General features: G+C 72.5%; 17 protein-coding genes. 6 read left to right on the top strand and 11 right to left on the bottom strand.

All coding sequences use genetic code 11. The features are described from left to right. Positions 1–81 precede the first annotated feature (81 nt). The 7 genes from Q7A36_RS24545 to Q7A36_RS24515 form a co-directional block, all read right to left on the bottom strand. On the bottom strand, positions 82–1,782 hold the full coding sequence (locus tag Q7A36_RS24545; protein WP_305106397.1) for a dihydroxy-acid dehydratase: 1,701 nt from the start codon (positions 1,780–1,782) through the stop codon (positions 82–84). Between the two features lie 687 nt (positions 1,783–2,469). Next, positions 2,470–3,117, bottom strand: a complete 648-nt coding sequence (locus Q7A36_RS24540; RefSeq protein WP_305106396.1) for a GNAT family N-acetyltransferase — start codon at positions 3,115–3,117, stop codon at positions 2,470–2,472. An 85-nt stretch (positions 3,118–3,202) separates the two neighbouring features. Beyond that, a complete protein-coding gene (locus Q7A36_RS24535; protein WP_305106395.1) occupies positions 3,203–4,315 on the bottom strand; it encodes a formyltransferase family protein in 1,113 nt (370 codons plus the stop codon). Positions 4,316–4,606: 291 nt separating this feature from the next. Beyond that, a complete protein-coding gene (locus Q7A36_RS24530; protein ID WP_305106394.1) occupies positions 4,607–5,557 on the bottom strand; it encodes a tripartite tricarboxylate transporter substrate-binding protein in 951 nt (316 codons plus the stop codon). A gap of 266 nt (positions 5,558–5,823) precedes the next feature. Next, positions 5,824–6,945 (bottom strand): toxic anion resistance protein, encoded by a 1,122-nt coding sequence (locus Q7A36_RS24525; RefSeq protein WP_305106393.1) that lies wholly within the window; start codon positions 6,943–6,945, stop codon positions 5,824–5,826. Next, the gene (locus tag Q7A36_RS24520; protein WP_305106392.1) at positions 6,942–7,700 is read right to left on the bottom strand and encodes a hypothetical protein; all 759 of its coding nucleotides are present in this window, start codon (positions 7,698–7,700) and stop codon (positions 6,942–6,944) included. The genes Q7A36_RS24525 and Q7A36_RS24520 overlap by 4 nt, the downstream gene beginning before the upstream one ends. Continuing rightward, the gene (locus Q7A36_RS24515) at positions 7,700–7,870 is read right to left on the bottom strand and encodes a hypothetical protein (protein ID WP_305106391.1); all 171 of its coding nucleotides are present in this window, start codon (positions 7,868–7,870) and stop codon (positions 7,700–7,702) included. Before Q7A36_RS24515 ends, Q7A36_RS24520 begins: the two co-directional genes overlap by 1 nt. Positions 7,871–8,008: 138 nt before the next feature. On the opposite strand from Q7A36_RS24515, the gene Q7A36_RS24510 reads away from it, so the two are divergent. Then, on the top strand, positions 8,009–8,938 hold the full coding sequence (locus tag Q7A36_RS24510) for a 3-hydroxyacyl-CoA dehydrogenase (protein WP_305106390.1): 930 nt from the start codon (positions 8,009–8,011) through the stop codon (positions 8,936–8,938). Positions 8,939–9,003: 65 nt separating this feature from the next. Here Q7A36_RS24510 and Q7A36_RS24505 read toward each other — a convergent pair whose 3' ends face one another. Then, on the bottom strand, positions 9,004–14,760 hold the full coding sequence (locus Q7A36_RS24505; protein WP_305106389.1) for a PAS domain-containing protein: 5,757 nt from the start codon (positions 14,758–14,760) through the stop codon (positions 9,004–9,006). 8 nt (positions 14,761–14,768) lie between these two features. Continuing rightward, positions 14,769–15,422, bottom strand: coding sequence for a Crp/Fnr family transcriptional regulator (locus Q7A36_RS24500; RefSeq protein WP_305106388.1), 654 nt, complete (start codon positions 15,420–15,422; stop codon positions 14,769–14,771). Positions 15,423–16,135: 713 nt separating this feature from the next. Between Q7A36_RS24500 and Q7A36_RS24495 the strand changes: the two genes are divergently transcribed. Continuing rightward, positions 16,136–17,296: a serine hydrolase domain-containing protein gene (locus Q7A36_RS24495; RefSeq protein ID WP_305106387.1), complete on the top strand. Its 1,161-nt coding sequence runs from the start codon at positions 16,136–16,138 to the stop codon at positions 17,294–17,296. 30 nt (positions 17,297–17,326) lie between these two features. On the opposite strand, the gene Q7A36_RS24490 is transcribed toward Q7A36_RS24495, so the two are convergent. Continuing rightward, entirely contained in the window at positions 17,327–18,907 is a 1,581-nt protein-coding gene (locus Q7A36_RS24490; RefSeq protein ID WP_305106386.1) for an ABC transporter substrate-binding protein, read from the bottom strand. Positions 18,908–19,019: 112 nt separating this feature from the next. Here Q7A36_RS24490 and Q7A36_RS24485 point away from each other — a divergent pair, with 112 nt between their 5' ends. Beyond that, complete coding sequence (locus Q7A36_RS24485; RefSeq protein ID WP_305106385.1) at positions 19,020–19,802, top strand: class II aldolase/adducin family protein; 783 nt, start codon at positions 19,020–19,022, stop codon at positions 19,800–19,802. A 32-nt stretch (positions 19,803–19,834) separates the two neighbouring features. Then, positions 19,835–21,268: an amidohydrolase family protein gene (locus Q7A36_RS24480; protein ID WP_305106384.1), complete on the top strand. Its 1,434-nt coding sequence runs from the start codon at positions 19,835–19,837 to the stop codon at positions 21,266–21,268. A 10-nt stretch (positions 21,269–21,278) separates the two neighbouring features. Here Q7A36_RS24480 and Q7A36_RS24475 read toward each other — a convergent pair whose 3' ends face one another. Beyond that, positions 21,279–21,494 carry a hypothetical protein gene (locus Q7A36_RS24475; protein WP_305106383.1) on the bottom strand — a complete coding sequence of 72 codons (216 nt, stop codon included), beginning with the start codon at positions 21,492–21,494 and terminating at the stop codon, positions 21,279–21,281. A gap of 181 nt (positions 21,495–21,675) precedes the next feature. On the opposite strand from Q7A36_RS24475, the gene Q7A36_RS24470 reads away from it, so the two are divergent. Then, positions 21,676–22,842: an iron-containing alcohol dehydrogenase gene (locus Q7A36_RS24470; protein WP_305106382.1), complete on the top strand. Its 1,167-nt coding sequence runs from the start codon at positions 21,676–21,678 to the stop codon at positions 22,840–22,842. 91 nt (positions 22,843–22,933) lie between these two features. Continuing rightward, positions 22,934–23,269 carry a hypothetical protein gene (locus tag Q7A36_RS24465; RefSeq protein ID WP_305106381.1) on the top strand — a complete coding sequence of 112 codons (336 nt, stop codon included), beginning with the start codon at positions 22,934–22,936 and terminating at the stop codon, positions 23,267–23,269. The last annotated feature ends 47 nt before the right edge of the window (positions 23,270–23,316 follow it).

Here is a 23,316-nt window from a genome sequence, read left to right as displayed (position 1 = left end):
ACAGGACGCGGCGGGCGCTTGTCGGACCCCGGGCGCGACGGCGCCGATGCGACCCGCCGCCGCGCCCGCGCAGCCGCGCTGCTACTCCCCGTCGGGCCGCAGGAAGGCGAGGTCCGCGCCCTCCGTCGCCTGCAGCACCTGGTCGTAGACCAGCCGGTCCCAGCCGCGGCGCGGGCGCGGCGGCGGGGCCCAGGCGGCGCGGCGGCGGGCAAGCTCGGCCTCCTCCACCAGCAGGTCGAGCCGCCGCTCCTTCACCGAGAGCCGCACCCGGTCGCCGGTCTCGACCAGCCCGAGCGGCCCGCCGGCCGCGGCCTCCGGCGTGATGTGCAGGACGATGGTGCCGAAGGCGGTGCCGGACATGCGGCAATCGCTCATCCGCACCATGTCCTTCACGCCGGCCCGGGCCAGCTTCTTCGGGATGGGGAGATAGCCGGCCTCCGGCATGCCGGCGGGCGTCAGCGGGCCGACATTCTTCAGGATCAGGATGTCCTGCGGCGTGACGTCGAGGTCCTCGGCATCGATCCGGTCGGCGAGGTCCGCGAGCCCGTCGAAGACGACGCAGCGCGCCTCCGTCTCGAACAGCGCCGGCGTCGCGGCGCTGCGCTTGAGGATGGCGCCGTCCGGCGCCAGCGACCCGAAGAGCGAGACGAGGCCGCCGACCGGGCTGATGGGCGCGTTGCGGGCGCGGATGATGGCGCGGTCGACGAAGGGCGTGCCGGCATCGATCTGCTCGGCCAGCGTCCGGCCATAGAGGTCGATGGTGTCGAGGTGCAGCAGGTCGCGCAACTCCCGCAGCAGCGCCACCATGCCGCCGGCGGCGTGGAAGTCCTCCATGTAGCCCTCGCCGGTGGGCTTGAGGTCCACGAGGACGGGTGTCTCCTCCGACAGCGCATCGAGCCGGCGGAGGTCCACCTTGACGCCGGCGCGGCCGGCGATGGCCGTCAGGTGCACCAGCGCATTGGTCGAGCCGCCGAGCGAGAGCAGGACCCGCAGCGCGTTCTCGACCGACTTCTCCGTGATGAGCTGGCTCGGCTTCACGGGATGGGTGATGAGGCGGACGGCGAGTTCCCCGGCCTCCTCCGCCATGCGCAGCCGGTCGGAATGCACCGCCGGGGCGGAGGCCGCCATCAGCGGCATGAAGCCGAGCGTCGCCGCGAGGCAGGCCATGGTGGAGGCGGTGCCCATGACGCCGCAGGTCCCGGAGGTCGTGGCGAGCTTGCCTTCGATCTCGCCGATCCGCTGCTCGCTGACATCGCCGGCGCGGTAGCGCGCCCAGTAGCGGCGGCAATCGGTGCAGGCGGCGAGCCGCTCGCCCTCGAAGCGCTGGGCGAGCATCGGGCCGGTGACGAGCATGACGCTCGGCACATCGGCGCTGGCGGCGGCCATGAGCTGGGCGGGCACGGTCTTGTCGCAGCCGCCGATCAGCACCGCCGCGTCCATGGGCTGGGCGCTGAGCATCGCCTCGGTGTCCAGCGCCATCAAGTTGCGGTAGTGCATGGAGGTCGGCGTCAGCGAGGGCTCGCAGAGGCTGACGGTGGGGAAGGCGAGGGGCAGCGCGCCGGCGGCCAGCACGCCGCGCTTCACCGCCTCCTTCAGCTCGGGCACCGAGCGGTGGCAGTTGTTGTAGTCGCTGGCGGTGTCGGCGATGCCGACCACCGGCTTCTGCAGCGCCTTCCGCGAATAGCCCATGGAGGCAGCGAAGCTGCGGCGGAGATAGAGGGCGAAGTCGCGGTCGCCGTAATTGGCGACGTTGCGGGAGAGGCCCTTCTGTGTGTCGGTCACGCGTGTCCTCCGCCATCGGCCGCGCGGCCCCGCCCCGATCAGGCGGGGCGGTGGCAGGTGCGGCAGAGTTTGTTGCCGTCGGGGTCGCGCCGGGCGGCACCGTCGTCGTCGGCATGGTAGTGCGGCCGGAGGCCCGGTCCACCCTCATCCATCCCGCCCGTCCGGGGCGCCGCGGCGCGGACCGCATCGACGGGAGGGCGGCGTCAGGGAGTGTCGCCCAGGAATTCTGCGGAAATCGTCTCTCGGGCCCTTGAGAGTATCACGAAGTTCGTCTTCTTTTTTGCCATATTTGAATCTTTTGCTCCGTTCTGGAAACGGTGCCTGGCTTGTTGATGACATGGCGAAAGTGGACTGCAGACGCGGACAGATTCTTGGCTGGGTCCTGACGACACATGGATGTGGATTTCAGGAAAAGAGAGGTTAGAACAAAAATAAAACAAGATCAAAACACAATATTTTCCAATTTATCATAAATAAATAAGGGTAGTATTATTTAGAGATTTCATTTGATGTCTGACGATAAAATACCTCAAATTGACGGGATTGTTGGGGCGCGCAACATCGTCCGTAGGGGTGCGGCGGGGCCGGCCTTCCGTCCTATGTGCCGGAGTCGGCACAGGAGCCGCGGTCATTTCCCGTACAGCTTCTGAGCGGACCGGGGCCGCGGCCACGGCGATCGCGCCCTTCCTACAACTCCCATCCTTCAAGGTTTTTCAGCATTTCTCTTGAAGCAAAATCGTTCTTTATTCGAAAGATCGGTGGCTTGGTTTGCCAACGATAAGCGTCCATCTCTCTTCTTGATCCCATATACGATTCCTGTCCCACATACCGCTTCAATCTCCAGACGTTCTTGTCCTGTTTGACCCATTCGGCACTTTTGAATGGGTTCAGTTGCATGACCGGATCATCTTCAGTCAGTCCTTTCTTGATTTCGATAAATCCGAGACTTCTATAGAAACGCGTCGCTTCCCCATCGAGGGAATGAAGCGCCACTGCCCCGTTCAAGCCGCTCCGCTCGGAGTAGTTCACAGCAAACTCGACAAGTATCGCACCTGCCGCGCTGGAGCCGGGATGGGTCACGAGATAATGTATCATCGTGCAATTCTCTTTGATGCCGAACCCTTCGTTCGGCTCGATGTTCTCCATCGCAAGAATTCCGATCGGAACTCCGCCTACAACATAACCAAATACTTCCCACTCCTCTGAATAATAATATTCAAGATGATTCAGTATATGTTTTGTCGATTCCAGACGCTTATTCCATTCTTTGACCTCTCTTGGTGTGCCGGAGGATGGATTGGAGAAGGTGTACTTGGGAATTCTGCCTAGGCCCATGGGATTGGTCCTTTCAGAATCATTCGGCGCACGCATTCACCTGCCGGCCAAGCGGGAACCGCAAGCGCAATCTTATCCGTCACGTTCAGGTTTCGGAGAGGTCCCGACCATCGGGGTAAACCGCCCCGTCCGGGGGTGCCATCACGGGCGCAAGCAGAGTTTCGGCGTCGAGCCCGGGGTGGCGCGCGGTGGCCTCCGGCAGGGCGCCAAACTCGGCCTCTCCCGGCGTCGGGATCGGCGGCGCGGCGTGGACCGCCCGGACCGGCTCCCGCAGCGCGGCGTGCAGCGCATCGGGCATGCCGGCCACGAGGTCGAGCGAGCGCAGCGGCCCGGTCAGGCCGGCGGCATGGCGCTGGGCCAGGCTGTCGAGCAGCCGCAGCACCATCCAGCCGACCGGCAGCAGCATGCGGTCGAAGAAGACCATCGGCTCGGCGACCGGCCGCCCCTGCGGGTCGGCCAGGTTGACCGGCGCCGTCTGCCCGACCACCGGGCCGCCATCCACGACCTCGGTCATCCGGTGCAGGGTCCAGATCTCCTCGGTGCCGTTCCGTGCCGCCAGGTCCGCCCAGGGGGAGGGCCCGGCGCCGAGCCCCCGCGCCAGGTCGGAGGGGTGGCAGTTGTAGGCGCCCGCCGGCACGCTCTGCAGGATGGCGGTGTCGAGCACCTGGCCGAAGCCGCAGGTGACGATGGCATGCGGCCGCCAGGCGGCGAGCATCCGCCGGAAGCCCGGCGTCTTGATCTCGCCGGTATAGACGGGGCAGCCGATGTCGAAGGCGCTGCCGACCAGCGCCAGCTTCATCTCCAGCCGCTCGCCTTCCGTCATCAGCGCCCAGGCGCGCTTGCGGAGGCTGATCCGCGCCTCGGGGCTGAGCGGGTCGTCGGTCACCACCGCGACGAGGTCCACGCGCCCGGGATAGCGGTGGAGATAGGCCAGCACCGCCTGCAGGGCGGCGCGGCCGATCCAGAAGCTGCCGAGGAGCACGATCCGGACGGCATCCGGGGCCTTCGGCAGGCCGACCGGGCCGGGCGGGAGCAGCAGCCTGCCCCAGCGCGCGCCCTCCAGCCTCCGGGTGGCGGTGCCGGGATAGGCCGCCTCGAGGCAGGCCAGGAATCGATCCAGGCTCCTCGTCGCCGGCCCGGGTCCGTGGCCGGGCATCATGTGCAGTGCGGGATGGACAGGAATCGGCTGGTTCGTCATGGGTGCCCGTCTCAAATATGTCGGTGTCGCCCTGCCAGCCGCCCGGTTGCGGAGCGGGCGACGCCTGCTACCGAAAGACTATCTAACTTAGCAACCATTCGTGGAAGAAAATTTTGATACATCGCTCTCGGCGGGAAATTCGCCGCGGCCGGCCTCAGCAGGCTTTCGCGGGTTGGGCCATACTTCGTGCGGCCCAACTCCTTGAAGCGAAAGCCTGCTGAGGATTTGTTGCGGCGCAAACCCCGAGGGGTTTGCTGAGCGATGCCCGAAGGCGCGCGGTGGCAGCCGGCGCTATTCGGCCTTGATGCCCCGCTCGCGCACCACCCGGCCCCAGGTCTCCGACTGCCGCTCCAGGAAGCCGGCGAATTCCTCGGGGGAGGAGGCGAGGACATCGACCCCCTGGCCTTCCTCCAGCCGCCGGCGCGTCGCCGGATCGGCCAGCGCGCTCGCGAGGGCCGCGTGAAAGCGGGCGACGACCGGGGCCGGCACGCCCGCCGGGCCCAGCATGCCCCAGAAGGCCTCGGCCGCGACGCCGGGGAAGCCGGCCTCGGCGAAGGTCGGCACGTCGGGCTGGATCCGCGACCGCGTCGCCCCGCTCTGCGCCAGCGCCCGCAGCCGCGTGCCGACCTGGCCGCCCAGCCCGGCCGGCGAGGCGATGGCGAGGTCGACCTCCCCGGCCACGGCCGCGCTCGCCAGCGGCCCGCCGCCGCGATAGGGGACATGCGTAAGCCGTAGCCCGGCCGTCTGCTGCCAGACCTCCATGGTCAGATGCGCCAGGCTGCCATTGCCGACCGTGCCGTAGGTGATCGTCTCGGGCCGCGCCCGCGCCGCCGCGGCGACCTCCTGCAGGCTCTGCCAGGGCCGCCCGGCCGGGGTGGTCAGCAGCATCGGCGCCGTCGCCACCAGCATGACAGGCGTGAAGTCGCGCCGCGCATCGAAGCCGGCCTGCGGGTTCAGCGCATTGACCGTGGCGTGGCTGTCGAAGACCAGCACCCAGGTCTGGCCGTCCGGCAGGGCCCGCGCCGCGGCGGCGGTGCCGAGCGCGCCGGCGGCGCCCGAGCGGTTCTCGATCACCACCGGCACGCCGAGCGTCGCCTGCAGCGAGGGCGCGAGCAGCCGGGCGATGGTGTCGACGCTGCCGCCGGGCGGGAAGGGGGCGATAATGCGGATCGGGCCGGCGGGCCAGGCTTGCGCGAGGGCCGGCGTGGCGACCAGGGCGGAGAGGATGGAGCGGCGGCGCATCAGGCAGGTCCGGCAGAGGGTCGGCAGCGGCCTCGTCCCGAGTCCGTCGCGGCGTCAGGCTCGGCCATGCCGGGCCGCGCGGCAATCCCGCCGGGCAGGCAAGCGGGCCTTCGCCGGCCCGGCGGGCTCGGGCGCATCGCCCGCGGGCCCGGCGCCACGCGGCCCTTATGTGTTGGCGGGCCGATTCAGACCTCCGTGCCATCCGGGGCACCCCACGAAGCGCTGCTTCGTGGGGACCCCTCCGGCCCTGCGGTCATCGGCGCGCCTCAGGCCGCCGGTCGCGTCCCGCCCGCCGCCCGCGTGGCCAGCAGGGCGCGGCGGATCTCGCCCTCGGCCTTCTCCAGCTCCTTCGTCGCATTCGCCCGCTGCGCCTGGGCGTCCTGGGCAATGCGGAGGGAATCCTCGATGGTGGCGACCAGCGAGGCATTGGCGCGCTTGACCGCCTCGATGTCGAAGACCCCGCGCTCGAGCTGCACCCGCGCCTCGGCATTGCCCTGGCGCAGCCGCTCGGCATTGCCGACCAGCAGCTCGTTGGTCAGGTCGGTCGCCTCCTTCAGCGACCGCCCGGCCTCGCGCATGGTCTGGATGGCGAGCGCCTGGGCGAGCTGCTGGCGCCAGAGCGGCACGGTATTGGCGATGACGCTCTGGATCTTCGCCGCGAGCGCCTTGTCGTTCTCCTGGATCAGGCGGATGGAGGGCAGGGCCTGCATCGCCACCTGCCGCGTCAGGCGCAGGTCGTGCACCCGCCGCTCCAGCTCGTCGCGCGCGCTGCGCAGGTCGCGCAGGCGCTGCGCCGCGACGCTGTCGCCGCCCTCGACCTCCTGCGCCATGGCGGGGATGGCCTGCTGGTCGACCCGCGCCAGCACCGTCTCGCCGGCGGCGATGTGGTCGCCGAGGGCATGGAACCACTCGAGCGTCGCGCGGTAGAGCCGCTCGAGCTTCTCGACATCCTCGAGCAGCTTGGTGCGGTGCGCGTCGAGCCGGTCGCCCACCTCCTCGACCTGGCCCTTGATGGTCTCGTAGCGCTGGACGACCTTCGCCGTCTCGGCGCCGGCCTTGTTGAAGAGGCGCGCGAAGAAGCCGGGCTTCTCGGCGAGGCCGCGCATGTCGAAGCCGCGCAGCGTGCCGAGCAGCGTCGAGAGGGTGACGCCGGCCTCGCCGGCCTCGCGGTTCCGCGCGCCCTCCAGCATCGCATCCGCCGCGACCGTCGCGCGGTTCTGCGCATCCTGGCCGAAGCGCAGGATGCTGCCGGGATCGGCGATGTCGATCCGCGAGGCCAGCTCGGCGACCGCCGTCTCGCGGCCCTCCGGCACCCTCTCCAGCGCCGCCTGCAGGGCCTCGGGCGTGATGCTGGGCAGACGGGTGCCCGTGGTGGCGGTGCCGCTCATCGGTAGCCTTCCTCGCGCAAGCGGTCCGACAGGACCTTCACCTGGATCTCCAGCGCCTCGGTCTCCTCGCGCGCAATGCGGCTGCGCAGCTCGGTGGCCGTGCGGGTCAGCTCCTCCAGCAGCGGCGGCAGCGCCGCGGGCGGGGCCGCGCCGGCCTCCAGCCGCTGGACGATGCGCTCCACGCCGTCGAGCTGGACGGTGAGGAAGCGCCGCGCCATGGGCAGCCGGTCCGGCCGCGCCGTCAGGTCGTCCAGCACGCCCTCCATCGCCTGCGCGACGCCGCGCAGCCGCGGATCGGCCAGGCGCTGCGCCGCGGATTCGATGCGGGCGAGGCGGGCACGGCTCTCCTCGATCGGGCCGGGCGGGGCGGGGGGAGGCGGCGGCGGCTCGGGCGGGGGCGGCGGCGCGGCCTCGGGCAGGGCCTGGTACATCAGCCGCGTGCCGAGCAGGGCGCCGCCCGCCATGACGAAGGGGAAGATGGTGCCGAGATCGGCCGCGAAATGCGCGGCGAGCCCGGTGCCGACCGCCATCAGCCAGGCGGCGCGGTTGGCGTCGCCGGTGCGGCCGCGCCGCAGCCGCCGCGCCGCCAGCAGGCTGGCGCCGAAGCCGAGGGCCGCGCCGAGCACGATCTGCTCGTCGCCGCCGATGGCGGCGATCAGGCCGGCAAGCACCAGCGGGGAGGCGAAGATCGGCAATCCGTAGCCGCGCCAGCGGGCGCGCAGCCCGATCCAACCGTCAAGCAGGTCCTGGAACATCAGTCGAACAGGCTGGCCAGGCTGTGGAAGAGCGCGATGACGCCGGTGAGCCAGGTCGTCACGGTCAGCAGCAGCCCGCCCCAGGCCCAGACCAGGGGGGTGTGCAGCGGCGGCGGGGGCGGCGTGGTGGCGACGGGCCGGTCCATGGTGGCGCAGAGATCGCCCCGCACGGTCCGGCGATCAAGCGCCGGCCGCGAAACCTTGCGTGACGATGCGGGGAGGCCCTTCGCCCCCTGGCGCCGGACTGGGGGTGTCTGCCCGCCGCGCCGCGCGCTATGGGCGAGGGCAGGATGCATGGGAGGATGCCTATGGACAGGATCGCCGTGGTGGGCGCGGGCCTGATCGGCCGGGCCTGGTCGATGGTCTTCGCGCGGGCGGGGCTCGCCGTCTCGCTCTGGGACAAGGTGGACGGCGTCGCCGACCGCGCCATGGGGCTGATCGGCGGGAGCCTCGCCGATCTCCGCGCCGCCGGGCTGGTGCAGGAGGCGCCGGAGACGATCCTCGCCCGCATCACCCCGGCCGCCACGCTGGCGGACTGCGTCGCCGGCGTCGTCCATGTGCAGGAGAACGGGCCGGAGCGGGTCGAGCCGAAGCGCGAGCTCTTCGCCGAGCTCGACCGGCTCTGCCCGGCCGAGGTGGTGCTGGCCAGCTCGACCTCCGGCATCCCCGCCAGCGAGTTCACGGGCAACCTCGCGGGACGTGGCCGCTGCCTGGTCGCGCACCCGGTGAACCCGCCCTATCTGGTGCCGCTGGTCGAGCTGGTCGGCGCCCCCTGGACCGACCCGGCGGTGGTGGCCCGCACCCGCGCCCTGATGGAGCGCGTCGGCCAGGTGCCGGTGACCGCCTTCAAGGAGACGCGCGGCTTCGTCCTCAACCGCCTGCAGGCGGCGCTGGTCGCCGAGGCCTTCCGCATGGTCCGCGACGGGGTGATGAGCGCCGAGGACGTGGATGCCTGCGTGAAGGACGGCCTCGGCCTGCGCTGGTCCTTCATGGGGCCTTTCGAGACCATCGACCTGAACGCGCCGGGCGGCGTCGAGGACTATGTCGGCCGCTTCGGCCCGCTGATGGGCGGGATCACCGAGGAGCAGACGCCCTATGACTACGACGCGCCGACGGTCGGGCGCGTGACGGCGGAGCGGCGCGCCGCCCTGCCGGTGGAGAGGATCGAGGAGCGCAGCGCCTGGCGCGACCGGCGGCTGATGGCGCTGGTGGCGCACAAGCGCGGCCAGCCGCACTGACGGGCTGACGGGACGGTTCGGGGCCGGCTGCCGGCGGGTCCGGCAGCCGGCCCCGCTCGCAGCGCTCACCGCGCCGCCCGGCCGACCACGCCGCTCTGCCGCAGGACGCGCGCGAGGCGGTCGAGCAGCGCCTCGGGCGAGGCCGGCTTGCGCACCAGGGCGAAGGGCCCGCTCCGCTCGGCCTCCTCGAAGCGGCCGGGCATCGCGTCGCCGGCATGGCCGGTCACCAGCACCGCGGGCAGACGCGGCAGCAGGCTGCGGGCGCCGACCACGAGGTCGAGGCCGTCCTGCGTGCCGGGCATCGTCAGGTCGGTGATCAGCGCATCGGGCCGCAGCCCGTGCCGCAGCATCGCCAGCGCCGCGGCGGCGTCCTCGGCCTGCCGCACCGCATAGCCATGGTCCTCGAACTGCGCCGCGAGCACCGCCCGCACCTCCGGCTTGTCCTCGACCAGCAGCAGCGTCGCGGCGCCCGGCGGCAGTCCGGCGAGGTTTGCCGCAGGCAGGTCCGGGATCTCGTATTGCGGCGGGACCTCCTCCTGCACCCGCGGCAGCCAGATCGAGACGGTGGTGCCGCGCCCGGGCGCGCTGTCGATGGACAGGCCGCCGCCGGACTGCTCCGCGAAGCCGCGCGCCATGGCCAGGCCCAGCCCCGTGCCCTTGCCCTCCGGCTTGGTCGTGAAGAACGGCTCGCTGACGCGGGCCAGCACCTCGGGCGGCATGCCCTCGCCCTCGTCGGCCACCAGGATCTGGACATAGACGCCGGCGGCGAGGCCGGAGGGGGAGCCGGCCTTCCTCGGCACGGCCACCGCCTTCGCCGCGAGGGTCAGCGTGCCGCCGCCGGGCATGGCATCGCGGGCATTGTTGGCGAGATTCGCCAGCACCGCCTCCAACTGGCTGCGGTCGGCGAGCATCGGCGGCAGGCCGGCCGCCGCCTCCACCCGGATGGCGATGTTCGGGCCGATCGCCGGCCGCAGGAACTCGGCCATGCCGGCCAGGAGCGGTCCGGGGGCGAGCGGCTCGGCCCGCAATTCGCTGCGGCGGGCGAAGGAGAGCAGCCGGCCCGTCACCGCCGCGCCGCGTCCGGCCGCCTCGCCCGCCAGCCCGAGATAGCGCTGCACCGCGGCCGGGTCGCTGTGCAGGCGCTTGCTGGCGAGGGTGATGCCGCCCTGGACGGCCTGGAGGACGTTGTTGAAGTCGTGCGCGATGCCGCCGGCGAGCCTTCCCAGCGCCTCCATCTTGGAGGCATGCGCCAGCCGGGCCTGGCTCTCGGCCAGGGCCCGGCCACGCTCCTCGGCGAGGCGGTCGAGTTGCTCGGCCTCGCGCGCCAGCACCGCCTCCGCCTCGCGCCGGGCGGTGACGTCGAAGTTCAGGCCCACCATGCGGGTGGCGCGGCCATCCGGGCCCGGCACCGCATGGCCATGGCCCGCGAGCCAGCGCACCCCGCCCCGGTGCACGACGCGGAACTCGTGGCTGAAGACGCCGTCGCCCGCGGCCAGCGCGCTCTCGATGGCGGCCGTCAGGCCCGGCAGGTCGTCCGGGTGGACGGTCGAGAGCGCCTCCTCGCCGCTCGGCTGCCCGCGCGTCGGGTCGAGGCCGAAGAGCGCGAATTGCCGCGCGTCCCATTCCAGCCGATCGGTGGCGAGATCCCAGGACCAGTAGCCCATGCCGCCCGCCTCGAGGGCGAGGCGCAGCCGGACCTCGTTCTCCCGCAGCCGCTCCTCCGCCGCGCGGCGCTGCCCGGCATCGAGCAGCACGCCCGGGAAGCGCAGCGGCGTGCCGTCGGGCGCGTGGTCGACGCGGCCATTGGCCTCGATCCAGCGGTAGATCCCGTCGCGCCCGCGCACGCGGTACTCGTGGCTATAGGCGCCGCCGCGTCCGATCACCTCGGCGATCGCCGCCCGGAGACCCGCGAGGTCGTCCGGATGCACCGTGGCGATGACCTGCTCGAGCGCCAGCCCCGTGCGGCCGAGGGCCGGGTCGATGCCGAAGCTCTCGGCGAAGCGCTCGTCGACGGTGAAGCGGTCGCTCGGCAGGTCCCAGTCCCAGGTGCCGAGGATGGCGCCGGCGCGGAGGGCGAGGTCGACGCGCTCGGCCTCGATCCGCAGCCGCGCCTCGCTCTCGCGCAGCGCCGCCTCGGCCTGCCGGCGGTCCTCGATATCGGTGCAGGTGCCGACCCAGCGGGCGATGCCGCCCCCGCCGTCGCGCACCGGCACGGCACGGCCGAGGAACCAGCGGAAGGCGCCGTCGTGGCGGCGCAGGCGGTATTCGATATCGTAGCTGCCGCCGCTGCGGATGGCGGCCGTCCAGGCCTCGGCGGTGCGCGCCCGGTCCTCGGGATGCAGGATCCGGAGCCAGCCGTCGCCCGTCAGGGCATCCTGCGGCAGGCCCGTATACTCGGTGAAGCGCGGGTTCAGGTAGATCGCGCCACCCTCGGCATCGGTCTCGAAGAGCAGCGAGGGGATCGCCTCGGCCAGGGCGCGGAAGCGCGCCTCGCTCGCGGCCAGCGCCGCCTCCGTCGCGCGGCGGTCGGTGATGTCGCGCTGGCCGCCGCGCACCAGCCGCGCGCGCCCGGCCGCGTCGCGCACGAACTCGCCGCGGGCGGCGATCCAGCGTTCCTCCCCGGTCTCGGCGCGGAGGATGCGGAACTCGTGCTCGAAGAGGTCCGCCGCCGGGTCCGCGACCATGGCCGCGCGGCGCTCGCCGAGCCAGCCGCGGTCCCCGGGGTGGACCAGGGCGGTGTGCCCCCCGCCCGGCGCCATCCCCGGCGCGGGCCCGGCGGGATCCAGGCCGTAGAGGCGGAACATCGTCGCCGACCACTCCGTCCGTCCGGTGGCCAGGTCGCATTCGAAGATGCCGACCCCGGCCGCCTCCTGCGCAAGCCGCAGCAGGGCCTCGCTCTCCCGCAGGGCGGCCTCGGCGGTCACGCGCTGGCTGACATCGCGCACCACGCCGGTGAAGAAGCGCTCGCCGCCGACCTCGAAGGAGCCGACCGAGAGGTCGATCGGGAATTCGCTGCCGTCGCGCCGTCGCCCCATCAGGGTGCGGCCGGGCACGCCGATCGCGCGCGCCTGCCCGGTCGCGCGGTGGGCGGCGAGGTAGCCGCCGTGCCGCGCCGCCTCGGCTTCGGGCATCAGCCGTTCGAGGTCGCGGCCGAGCAGCCCGTCGGGGTCGTCGTCATAGCCGAAGATGCGCAGCGCGGCGCGGTTGGCCAGGACGACGCCCCCGGCGGCATCGGCGACCAGGATGCCGTCGGCCGCGGTCTCCACGACGGAGCGCAGCCGCGCCTCGCTCCCGGCGAGCGCCGCCTCGGCCTCGCGCCGCTCGGTGGCGTCGAGGTTCACGCCGATGACGCGGCGCGGCGCACCGTCCGGGCCGTGGTCGAGGAAGCGGCCGCTGGTCTCGATCCAGCGCTCGGCGCCGTCGTCGCGGCGGCGGATGCGATAGGCCAACCGGAACGGCGTCGCGCCGCGCATGGCTGCCCGGTTCGCGGCCTCGATGGCGGGCCAGTCCTCGGGGTGGATGCGGTCGCACCACATGGCATAGGTGGCACGGCCGGAGGGCTCGGGCGCGTAGCCGAACATCCCGAAGTGGTTGGGCGACCAGACCGCCTCGCCGGAGGCCAGGTCGACGTCCCAGGTGGCGAGGCCGGTGCCCTCGACGGCGAGCCGCAGCCTTGCCTCGCTCGCGGCCAGCGCCGCCTCGGCCCGGCGCTGCGCCGTGACGTCCTCCAGGACCTCCAGCACGGAACCAGGGCCGCCTTCCTTCTCCTGCCGCAGCACCTTGCGCGCCGCCACGACCACCTCGCGCCCGTCGCGCCTGCGGTGCCGGAGGTCGCCCGCCCATTCGCCGTCTCGCCTGAGCGCCGCCTCGATCTCCCCCCGCGTCACGGGGAAGACGGTCCGCAGCAGGTCATGCGAGATCCGGCCGACCGCCTCCGCCGCCGTCCAGCCATAGAGGCGCTCGCAGCCCTTGGACCAGTGGCGGATGGTGCCGTCCATGTCCCGCGCCATGGCGGCCCCGAGGTCGAGGGTCGCCAGCAGGTCCCGCAGGCGCGCCTCGCTCGCGGCGAGCGCCGCCTCGGCCCGCTTCCAGTCCGTCACGTCGATCGCCACGCCGAGCACGCGGAGCGGCGTGCCGTCCGCGGCGTATTCGCAGCGCGCCCGCATCTCGACATCGAGGACGGCGTCGGTATCGGGCCGGACGACGCGGTACTCGAAATGGGCGCCCGGATCGCGGCGGTCGAGGGCCTCGGCGCGCTGCCGCGCGATCCGCCCGGCATCCTCGGGATGGATGGTGGAATGCCACTCCTCCAGTGTCATGCCATCCCGGTCCGGTGCGAAGCCGAAGACCTGCATGGCCCCCGGCGCGCAGCGCAGCATCCCGGACCGGAGGTCGAGGCTGAAGCTGGCGATCCTCGCCTGCTCCTGCGACAGGCGCAGGACCGCTTCGCTGTCGGCCAGCGCCTCGGCCGCGCGGCGGCGCTCGGTGATGTCGGAGGTGAGCCCCGCGGCCCGGCGCGGCGCGCCCGCGGGCGTCGGCACCGGCCAGCCGCGCTCGCGCAGCCAGCGCAGCTCGCCGTCCGGGCGCCGGATCCGGTATTCCAGGTCGTAGCCGGTCGTCAGCGCCCGGGCGCGGAAGGTGGCGACGGCGCGCTCCCGGTCCTCCGGGTGGATGGCCTCGATCCAGGCGGCGTTGGGGCCCGGCACCGCCGGCAGGGGGCGGCCGAAGATGCGGGCGAAGGCCGGGCCGATATAGAGGCTGCGGCCCGTCTCGGGCTCGCACATCCAGAAGACGTCCTCGACGCCCTCGACCAGCAGGCGCATTTGCGCCTCGGAGGCGGCGAGTTCCGCCGTGCGGGCGGCGACCGCGGCCTCCAGCCTGGCATTCGCGGCGGTGAGGCGGGACAGCGCGGTGCGGCGTTCGGCCGTTGCCGCCGCGAGGAGCTGCGCGGTCGCGGTGGCGACCGCGATGAAGAGCTGGAGCAGGACGGCCTGCCCGGACGGGGCGAGGCTGCCGTGGTCGAAGGGGCCGAACCCGGCCGCGACGGCGCCGACCGCGCAGAGCGCCAGGAGCGCGGAGGCCGAGGCGGTGGCGAGCGGGCCGAGGCGGAGCGCCGCCCAGAGCAGCGGCGGCATGGTCAGGAAGGGCAGCGGGACCATGGGCGTGGCCAGCCAGAAGACCGCCGCGGCGGCGCCGAGCACGGCGGCATGGGCCGCGGCGGCCTCCAGCCACCAGAGCGGGCCCGCCGCGGCCCTGCCGGGGCGGCGCCATGCGGGCGCGGCCGCGAGGAGGAGGGGCGCGACGACCAGGTTGCCGACGACGTCGGCGGCCCACCAGACGGGCCAGACCGCGGCGAAGGGAGCGCCGGCGAGCGCATTGGCGGCGGCCGCGCCGACCGCGCCGCCGACGGCCGGCGCCGCCAGGGCAGCCGCGCCGAGCGCCACCGTGTCGCGGAGCCGGAGGCCCGGCTGCGGCCTGCGGCCGCGCAGCAGCAGGCGGAGGAGGGCGGCGCCTGCCAGCACCTCGAGGGCATTGGCCAGGACGAAGCCGAGCACCAGGAGCGGCGGACGCCCCATCACCAGCACGTCCGCGGCCAGGTTCGCCGCCGCCGCGGCGCCGATCAGCGGGGGCCAGCGGCGCGGCGGGGCCAGCAGCAGCGCGGCCAGGTAGAGGCCCGCGGCGGGCCAGACGCTCGCCACCGCGACGGGCCGCAGGGTGAGGGCATGCCCGAGCAGCGCCGCGAGGAGGTAGGCGAGGCCGAAGGCCAGGACGCGCGCGGCGTCCCCCCCTCGCGGCGCCCCGGGCAGGGCGCCTGCTGTCACGCTGGTCCTCACGGCGCGGTCCCGGGCCCGATATGCTCGCTCAGCCGGGCGAAGCGGCGGCGCACCGCGGCGCGGCAGCCGCAGGCGGCGTGCTCCAGCGCGGCGCGGTCCAGCACCAGCACCCGCCCGCGCCGGACGCGGAGCATGCGGTCCCGCCGGAGGGAGAGCAGCGCCGGGCTCAGGGTGGCGCGATGGATACCCAGCCTCTCCGCGAGGAACTCCTGCGTCAGGGGGATGGCCGGCTCGCCGCGCGGGGCGCGGTCGAGCGCGGTCAGCAGCCAGGTGGCCAGCCGGGCAGGCAGCGGGTGCCGGCCGTGGCAGGCGGCCGCGTGCAGGGCCATGGCGACGGAAGCCTCGGCGTGGCGCGCCAGGAGGCGCCGGAGGAGGGGCGAGCCCGCCGCGGCATCCGCCAGCCGCGCGGTGGCGATGCGGTCGGCGGGCCCCGGGATCCGCACGATCCCGCGGGTCAGCGGGTCGGGCTCCGGGTCCGCCGCGTCCAGGCCCAGCCCGGCCGCGCCCTCGTCGCCGATGGTCGCCATCTCGGCGCTGCCGCCCTCCGCCAGCGGCAGGGCGAGGGCGATCATGGTCCCGGCATGCGGGAAATAGACATGGCCGGGGACGATGCCCGGCTCGAAGAGGACCTCGCCGAGGGTGAGCGTCACGGCGTCCAGATGCGGCGCCAGCCGGGCGCGGTCGCGCTGCGGGAAGGTCGAGAGCAGGCGGTTGCCGGGCCGACCGGGGGATTGGCGGGCCGGACGGGCCCGGGTAGCGGATCGGAAGCGGGGCGCGATATCCGCCGAAGGCTGCAACCTTTGCGATTTCAATAGGGATCCATATGTCTTGGCCACGACATATCAATTAAACGGGAAGATGTTCGGGCGCCACCGTTTTTCACAGCGGGCGCCAGTCGTTGCAAGTTCCTTGGAAGACGTGACGGAATAAATCCAGCGCCTGGCGACCGAAGATCCAGACTGAGAAGGGCCAAGGGAAGAGATGTGTCGGTTTCCGCAATGGAGGTCATGCGGATCCACTCCGTGGCCTCGCAGGAACGTTCAGCAGGAATTCCAGGCGAAGCCATCAGGAGGCATTCTTCTCTTTGCAATGATTGTGGATCTGCCGGCGGAGCTCCGCGGCGCGCCTGCCACCCCGCGCCTCCGCCCCGGAGAGCCGCGACGCCCGCCCGCCAGGGCCGCCGTGCCGCGCCGACCGCGGAACGCCGGCTGTCGTGAAGGCCGTCGCCGCCGACCCTTGCGGGAGATGGCTTCGATATCGTGATGCCCAGGTGAGGCAGGCTGCTGCACCCTCCGGAATTGCCGTGCGGGATCGGCGCATCCGGGCCGATCCCGCCGGTACGGGTAGGAAAGGGAGGACGGCAATGAGCGCGAAGACGAGCATCGAGACCCTCTTGCGCGACGCGGTGGCAAGCGGCGTCGCGCGCGGCATCGCGGTCGCGGCCGGCGACAGCCGGGGCACGCTGGTCGAGGCCGCGGCCGGCGAGCGGGCGCCCGGCCAGCCCATGGCGCCGGACACCGTGGTCTGGATCGCCTCCATGACCAAGGCGATCACCGCCACCGCGGCGCTGCAGCAGGTGGAGAAGGGGCGCCTGACGCTGGACAACCCCATCGCCGAGGTGCTGCCGGAGCTTGCGCATCCCGAGGTGCTCGTCGGCTTCGCCCCGGAAGGCGGGGAGGCGATGGTCCGCCCGGCCCGCAGGCCGATCACGCTGCGCCACCTGCTGACGCATACCAGCGGATTCTCCTACGACATCTGGAATCCCGGGATTGGCGCCGTCATGGCGGCGCAGGGCATTCCCGGCATCATCACCTGCCAGCGCGCCGCGCTGCGGACGCCGCTCGTCGCCGATCCGGGCGAGCGCTGGGAATACGGCATCGGCATCGACTGGGCCGGCCTCGCCGTGGAGAAGGTCACCGGCAAGCCGCTGGCCGATGTCCTGCGCGAGGATGTCCTCGGCCCGCTCGGCATGCGCGACACCGGCTTCCGCCTCGGCGAGGCGCAGCGCGCGCGGCTCTCGGCCATGCATGCCCGCGGCGAGGATGGCGCGCTGGCGCCGATCGAGTTCGAGATCCCGCAGGATCCGGAATTCCACATGGGCGGCGGCGGGCTCTACGGCACGGTGCGCGACTATCTCCGCTTCTGCCGCATGTGGCTGAACCGCGGCACGCTGGACGGCGCGCGCATCCTCTCCGAGGCGATGGCGACGGAGGCCATGCGCGACCAGATCGGCCCGCTCTCCGTCACGCCGATGAAGACGGCGCTGCCGGGATCCTCGCACGATGTCGAGCTCTTCCCGGGCATGCGGAAGGGCTGGGGCCTGTCCTTCCTGATCAACGAGGAGGCGGTGCCGGGCGGCCGCGCCGCGGGCAGCCTGGCCTGGGCCGGCCTCGCCAATACCTATTACTGGATCGACCCGCAGCGCGACCGGGCCGGCGTCATCGCGACGCAGCAGCTTCCCTTCGGCGACCCGAAGGTGCTCGACACCTTCGAGCGCTTCGAACACGCGGTCTACGCGGGCTGAGCGGGTCGGGCCCGGGCGACGCGCCCGGGCCTATTTCTTCTCGACGCCCCAGAAGACCGGGATCGTCGTCGGCCGCAGCCCCTCGATGTTGGTGCGGTGCGCGGCGAGCGTGCGGAACTGCCCGGCATTGATATAGGGCAGCACCTGGTAGGCGCGGGCCTGCACCGCATCCAGGATCTGCTTCCGCTTCGCCGTGTCCGGCTCCTCCCACCAGCTCCGGCGCAGCCGCTCCAGCTCCTCGTCGCAGGGCCAGCCGGCGAGGCCGCCCTGGCAGGGGCTGGCGAGGTAGAGGTTGGTCAGCGGGTTCTGTGCGTCGAGCACATTGGCGACGGTGACGAAGAGGTTCCAGCCGCCCTGCTCGACGGGCTCGCGCTTGTTGCGGCGCTGGGTCACCGTCGCCCAGTCCATCGCGGGGACATCCATGGCGAGGCCGCCGCGCTGCATCGCCTGCGCCATGGTCAGCGTGACCGCGTTGTTGATCGGGCTGTCCGTCGCGTTGAGAAAGACCACCTTGCGGCCGTCATAGCCGGCCTCCCGCAGCAGGGCGCGCGCCTTCGCCGGGTCGGCCTCCCGCAGCCCCTCGGCGCTGGCCTGGCTCTCGAGCGGCGTGCCGCAGAGGAAATAGGCGGGGCACCAGGGCACCTGCTCGCTCGGCCGGATGCCGGCGGCCTGCAGGTTCTCCTGCTGGTTCACCATGTGCAGCAGCGCCTGCCGCGCCTTCGGGTTGTCGAAGGGCGGGATGGCGTGGTTGGGCCGCAGCCAGACCATGAAGCCGGTGGGGTTGAGCGCGAAGAGACGGATGCCGCGGTTCCTCTCCAGCACCGGCACCAGGTCGGGCGAGGGCTGCTCGATGAAGTCCACCTCGCCGTTCTGCAGCGCCGCGCCGGCGGTCGCGGCATCCGGCATGGCCAGCCATTCCAGGCGGTCGATCTTCACCACCTTGCCCCCGGCGAGACCGTCCGGTGCCTCCGGCCGCGGCCGGTAGGCGGGGTTCCGCAGATAGACCGCGCGGTCGCCGGCGCGCCATTCGGCGGCGCGGAAGATGAAGGGGCCGGAGCCGGTGGCGTCCGTCACCGCGGTCGTCGCCGGCGTCTGCGCCAGCCGCTCCGGCATCACGAAAAGGGCGCTCGCGGTCGGGCGGGCCAGCGCCTCCGTCACCAGGGCGAAGGGGCGGGCGAGGGTGAGGCTGAAGGTCTTCTCGTCCACCACCTCGAGGCTCGCGGTCGCCGCCGCCAGCGCCCGGCCCACCACGTCCCGCTGCGCCCAGCGTCGGATGGAGGCGACCGCATCCGCGGCCCGCACCGGCGCGCCGTCATGGAAGGCGAGGCCGTCGCGCAGGGTGAAGCGCCAGGCCATGCCGTCCGCGGAGCGCTCGAAGCGCTCCACCATCTGCGGCTGCGCCTCCCCCTTGCTGTCCAGCGCGAAGAGCTGGTCGTAGACCATGAAGCCGTGGTTCCGCACGAAGGCGGCGGTGGACTGCACGGGATCGAGGCTGGTCAGGTCGTTGATGAGCACGACCTTCAGCGTGGTCTCCGCGGCGGCGGGCAGGGCCAGCAGGGCGGAGAGCGCGGCCGCGGCGAGCAGGCGGGCGGGACGGGGCAGGGCGGGCAAGGCGGGATCCTCGGCTGTCATTGCCATGCTGGCCCGGGCCCGGCCGCCCCGCAACGCGGATTGACGCCCCCGTCCCCGCATCGGACGATCATGCCCAGCAAGGAGACCGGCCATGAACGTTGCGACCCCGCCCGCCTCGCTCCGCCCCTGGTCGGAGGAGGAATGGCGCGTCCGGTGCGACCTGGCGGCGCTGTACCGCCTCTGCGCCCATCACAAATGGACGGACTGGATCTTCACCCATATCAGCGCCCGCGTGCCCGGGCCGGAGCACCATTTCCTGCTGAACCGCTACGGCGTCATGCACCACGAGATGCGCGCCAGCGACCTGGTGAAGATCGACCTCGACGGCAATCCGGTGGAGGACCAGCCGGGCTGGGACGGCAGCGGCGAGCTGGTCAACAAGGCCGGCTTTGTCATCCATTCCGCCGTGCATGCGGCGCGGGAGGATGCGCATTTCGTCATCCATACCCATACGCGGGACGGCATCGCGGTCTCCGCCCAGAAGGACGGGCTGCTGCCGATCAGCCAGCACGCGCTGAAATACTACGGCCACCTCGCCTATCACGGCTACGAAGGCATCGCGCTGGACGAGGACGAGCGGGTGCGGCTGGTGAAGGATCTCGGCACCCACGACGCCATGATCCTGCGCAACCACGGCCTGCTGGTCTGCGGCGCGAGCGCCGCGCATGCCTATCACGAGCTCTACTACCTCGAGCGCGCCTGCTCCGCCCAGGTCGCGGCGATGAGCGGCGGCGCGCCGCTCATCTTCCCGCCGAAGGAGGTCTGCGAGCGCACCGCCGCGCAGTACCGGCTCCCCGGCAGCGACCATATCCGCGCCCTGGCCTGGCAGGCGGCGCTGCGGCTGATCGAGGGCGGGCCGGACTGGCGGAGCTGAGCGGCACCGCCACGAGAAGGGACATCCCGGGCATGACCACCACGCTGATCCGCAATGCCGACGTCGCCATCGCCTGGGACGCCACGGAGAAGCAGCACACCTACCTCACCGGCGCCGACATCGCCTTCGAGGATGGCCGGCTCACCTTCGTCGGCCGCGGCTATGCCGGCCCGGTCGACGAGACCATCCCCGGCAGCGGCCTGATGGTCATGCCGGGCCTGGTCAACATCCATTCCCACCCGTCGAGCGAGCCCATGAACAAGGGCTTCACCGACGAGGTGGGCACGCCCGGCCTCTACAACTCCTCCCTCTACGAATACCTGCCCATCTTCCGCGGGGATGCCGAGGCGGTGCCGAGCTGCGTGCGCGTCGCGCTCTCCGAGCTGCTGCTCTCGGGCGTGACCACCGTCGCAGACCTCTCCATGGCGCATCCCGGCTGGCTCGACCTGCTCGGCGAGAGCGGCATGCGCGTCTGCATCGCGCCCATGTTCCGCTCCGCCCGCTGGTTCACGAAGAACGGGCATGTGGTGGAATACGCCTGGGACGAGAAGGCGGGCGAGAAGGCCTTCGCCGAGGCGCTGACGCTGATCGAGCGTGCCGAGCAGCACGAGAGCGGCCGCCTCTTCGGCATGGTGGTGCCGGCGCAGATCGACACCTGCACGCCGGAGCTGCTGCAGGACAGCCGCGCGGAGGCGCGGCGCCGCGGCGTCTCCTGGCAGATCCATGCCGCGCAGGCCGTCGCCGAGTTCCACGAAATCACCCGCCGCACCGGCTTCACGCCGATCGGCTGGCTGCACGAGCAGGGGCTGCTGCAGGAGCGCAGCATCATCGGCCACGGCATCTTCCTCGACGACCATCCGAGCACGCCCTGGCACACCCAGCGAGACCTCGACATCCTGGCCGAGACCGGCACCACCGTGGCCCACTGCCCGACCGTCTTCGCCCGCCGCGGCATCACCCTGAAGCATCTGGGGCGGTACAGGCGGCGCGGGGTGAACATGGGCCTCGGCACCGACACCTATCCGCACAACATGCTCGACGAGATGCGGCTGGCCGCCTATCTCGCCCGCACCCAGGCGACGGATCCGCGCAGCCTGACCACGACCGAGCTGTTCGAGGCGGCGACCATCGGCGGCGCCAGGGCCCTCGGGCGCGACGACATCGGCCGGCTGGCGGCGGGCTGCCGGGCGGACCTGGTGCTGGTGGACATCACCCATCCGATGATGCGGCCGGCCCGCGACCCGCTGCGCAGCCTGATCTATGCCGCCGGTGACCGGGCGCTGAAGGCCGTCTATGTCGACGGCACCAGGGTGGTGGAGGATGGCGAGGTCCTGACCATGGACTACCGCGCCGCCGCCGCCCACCTGCACGAGGCGCAGAAGCGCGTCGAGGACCGCGTGCCGGAACTGGACTGGGCGCATCGCCCGGCGGAGAAGATCGCGCCCTTCACCTTCCGCTGGAGCTGAGGGCCGGCCCTCAGCCAGTCCCGCCGCGGCGCTGCCGCCGCAGCCGCTCGCGTTCGGCCCGGTCCTCCTCGATCATGCGCAGGAGATCCTCGGGGACCGGCTCGCAGGCGACCTCGTCGAAGGCCTGGCGCAGGCTCTCGCGCAACCAGAGGTCGAAGGCGTTGTCGCCCGGCTGAAGCTCGGCCGGGGCGTCCGTGCGGCGGCGACGTGCCGGCAGGTCGGTCATGGGCCCGGGCTCCCCTTCTTCGCCTGTCATATGCAACGCCGGGGCAGCCCCTTGGCTGCGACCGCGCGCACATTGTCGGCAATTGATATGCTGCTGACACAGCCGCCGAAGCCTCCGGCGCTCGCCTTGCCGCGCCGCCCGCCGTCGGTATCCTGCCCGCCCCGAAGGAGGAGGGGCGCCCATGACCGCAACCATCGTCTCGCCGCGCCTGATGCGCATCGGCGGCGGCAGCGTCGGCCAGATCGCGGAGGTGCTGGGCCTCTTCGGCCTGTCCCGCCCCCTCGTCGTCACCGATCCCTGGATGCTCTCCTCCGGCACGGTGGAGCGCTGCCTCGCGCCGCTGCGGGCCGCCGGCCTCGCGCCGCAGGTCTTTGCCGAGACGGTGCCGGACCCCACCGACACGGTGATCGAGGCCGGCGTCGCCGCCTTCCGCGCCGGCGACTACGACTGCCTGATCGGCTTCGGCGGCGGCAGCCCCATGGACACGGCCAAGGCCATCGCCATCCTCGCCGCGGCCGGGCCGGGGCAGAAGATGCGGGACTTCAAGGTGCCGGCCCAGGCCGACAAGGCGGCCTGCCCCATCCTCTGCATCCCGACCACCGCCGGCACCGGCTCCGAGGCGACGCGCTTCACCGTCATCACCGATACGGAGACCGACGAGAAGATGCTGATCGCCGGCCTCGGCGCCCTGCCGCTGGCGGCCATCGTGGATTTCGAGCTGACCTACAGCGTCCCGGCGCGGACCACGGCCGATACCGGCATCGACAGCCTGACCCATGCGCTCGAGGCCTATGTCTCGAAGCGCGCCAACCCGCATGCCGACAGCCTCGCCCTCTCGGCCATGCGGCTGATCGGGAGGCACCTCCGCATCGCCTACCACCAGCCGCAGAATGCCGCGGCGCGGGAATCGATGATGCTCGGCGCCATGCAGGCCGGGCTCGCCTTCTCCAACAGCTCCGTCGCGCTGGTGCATGGCATGAGCCGGCCGATCGGCGCGCATTTCCACGTCCCGCACGGCCTGTCCAATGCCATGCTGCTGCCGGCGGTGACCGAGTTCGGCCTGAACGACGCCCTGCCGCGCTATGCCGAGGCGGCGCGCGCCATCGGGGTGGCGACGGAGGAGGATGCCGACCAGGTCGCCGGGTCGAAGCTGCTCGAGGAGCTGCGGGCACTGAACCAGGAACTCGGCGTGCCGACGCCGAAGGAGTACGGGATCGCCGCCGGGACCTGGGAGGGGCTGCTGCCGCTCATGGCGAAGCAGGCGCTCGCCTCCGGCAGCCCGGCGAACAATCCGCGCGTGCCGACCGAGGCGGAGATCATCGCCTTGTACCGCAAGGTCTATGCCTGAACCGCCCTGCCGGGTTGCTGCCTCGGTAATGGCTTGCGGCGGCGCGGGGCGGGGTGACCCTCGTGGTGTCCGACCCCGAGGGGAGGACGCGATGAGCGTGATGGGCCTGCCGATCCGCGACGACGTGTCGGCCGGCGGGCTTCGCCGGCTGGCCCGGCCTGCGGGCGACCGGCCTGCGGGCGAGCGGGCGGCGGCGCGGAGGCCGGCGATGACTGCCATCGCGGGTTGGCCCGCGGCCAGCGCCCGGCGCTGCACCCGGGTCCACCTGGTCGCCGCCTTCGGGCCGGCCATCGGCGAGGCGATCCGCATCGCATGCCTCGCGCTCACCCAGGACCGACTGCGGGCGCTGATCCGGATCGTTCTGTGGCGCTTCCGAGCGGACAGGCCAGCGTCACGGCCCGCAAGAGGTCACCAGCGCAGGCCATGATGCCGGATGGTCCGGCTTGCCTCGCCGGTGACATTGCGACGCTTGGG

Source organism: Paracraurococcus lichenis (assembly GCF_030657435.1).
Taxonomy (GTDB): domain Bacteria; phylum Pseudomonadota; class Alphaproteobacteria; order Acetobacterales; family Acetobacteraceae; genus Paracraurococcus; species Paracraurococcus lichenis.
The sequence above is the reverse complement of the archived record's forward strand: the minus strand, read 5'-3'. Positions and strand labels throughout refer to the sequence as shown.

Excerpts from the sequence above, each read along its gene's own strand:
- Q7A36_RS24540 (WP_305106396.1), bottom strand. The coding sequence starts at position 3,117 with ATGGGCCTAGGCAGAATTCCCAAGTACACCTTCTCCAATCCATCCTCC.
- Q7A36_RS24535 (WP_305106395.1), bottom strand. The coding sequence starts at position 4,315 with ATGACGAACCAGCCGATTCCTGTCCATCCCGCACTGCACATGATGCCC.
- Q7A36_RS24530 (WP_305106394.1), bottom strand. The coding sequence starts at position 5,557 with ATGCGCCGCCGCTCCATCCTCTCCGCCCTGGTCGCCACGCCGGCCCTC.
- Q7A36_RS24525 (WP_305106393.1), bottom strand. The coding sequence starts at position 6,945 with ATGAGCGGCACCGCCACCACGGGCACCCGTCTGCCCAGCATCACGCCC.
- Q7A36_RS24520 (WP_305106392.1), bottom strand. The coding sequence starts at position 7,700 with ATGTTCCAGGACCTGCTTGACGGTTGGATCGGGCTGCGCGCCCGCTGG.
- Q7A36_RS24510 (WP_305106390.1), top strand. The coding sequence starts at position 8,009 with ATGGACAGGATCGCCGTGGTGGGCGCGGGCCTGATCGGCCGGGCCTGG.
- Q7A36_RS24495 (WP_305106387.1), top strand. The coding sequence starts at position 16,136 with ATGAGCGCGAAGACGAGCATCGAGACCCTCTTGCGCGACGCGGTGGCA.
- Q7A36_RS24485 (WP_305106385.1), top strand. The coding sequence starts at position 19,020 with ATGAACGTTGCGACCCCGCCCGCCTCGCTCCGCCCCTGGTCGGAGGAG.
- Q7A36_RS24480 (WP_305106384.1), top strand. The coding sequence starts at position 19,835 with ATGACCACCACGCTGATCCGCAATGCCGACGTCGCCATCGCCTGGGAC.
- Q7A36_RS24475 (WP_305106383.1), bottom strand. The coding sequence starts at position 21,494 with ATGACCGACCTGCCGGCACGTCGCCGCCGCACGGACGCCCCGGCCGAG.
- Q7A36_RS24470 (WP_305106382.1), top strand. The coding sequence starts at position 21,676 with ATGACCGCAACCATCGTCTCGCCGCGCCTGATGCGCATCGGCGGCGGC.
- Q7A36_RS24465 (WP_305106381.1), top strand. The coding sequence starts at position 22,934 with ATGAGCGTGATGGGCCTGCCGATCCGCGACGACGTGTCGGCCGGCGGG.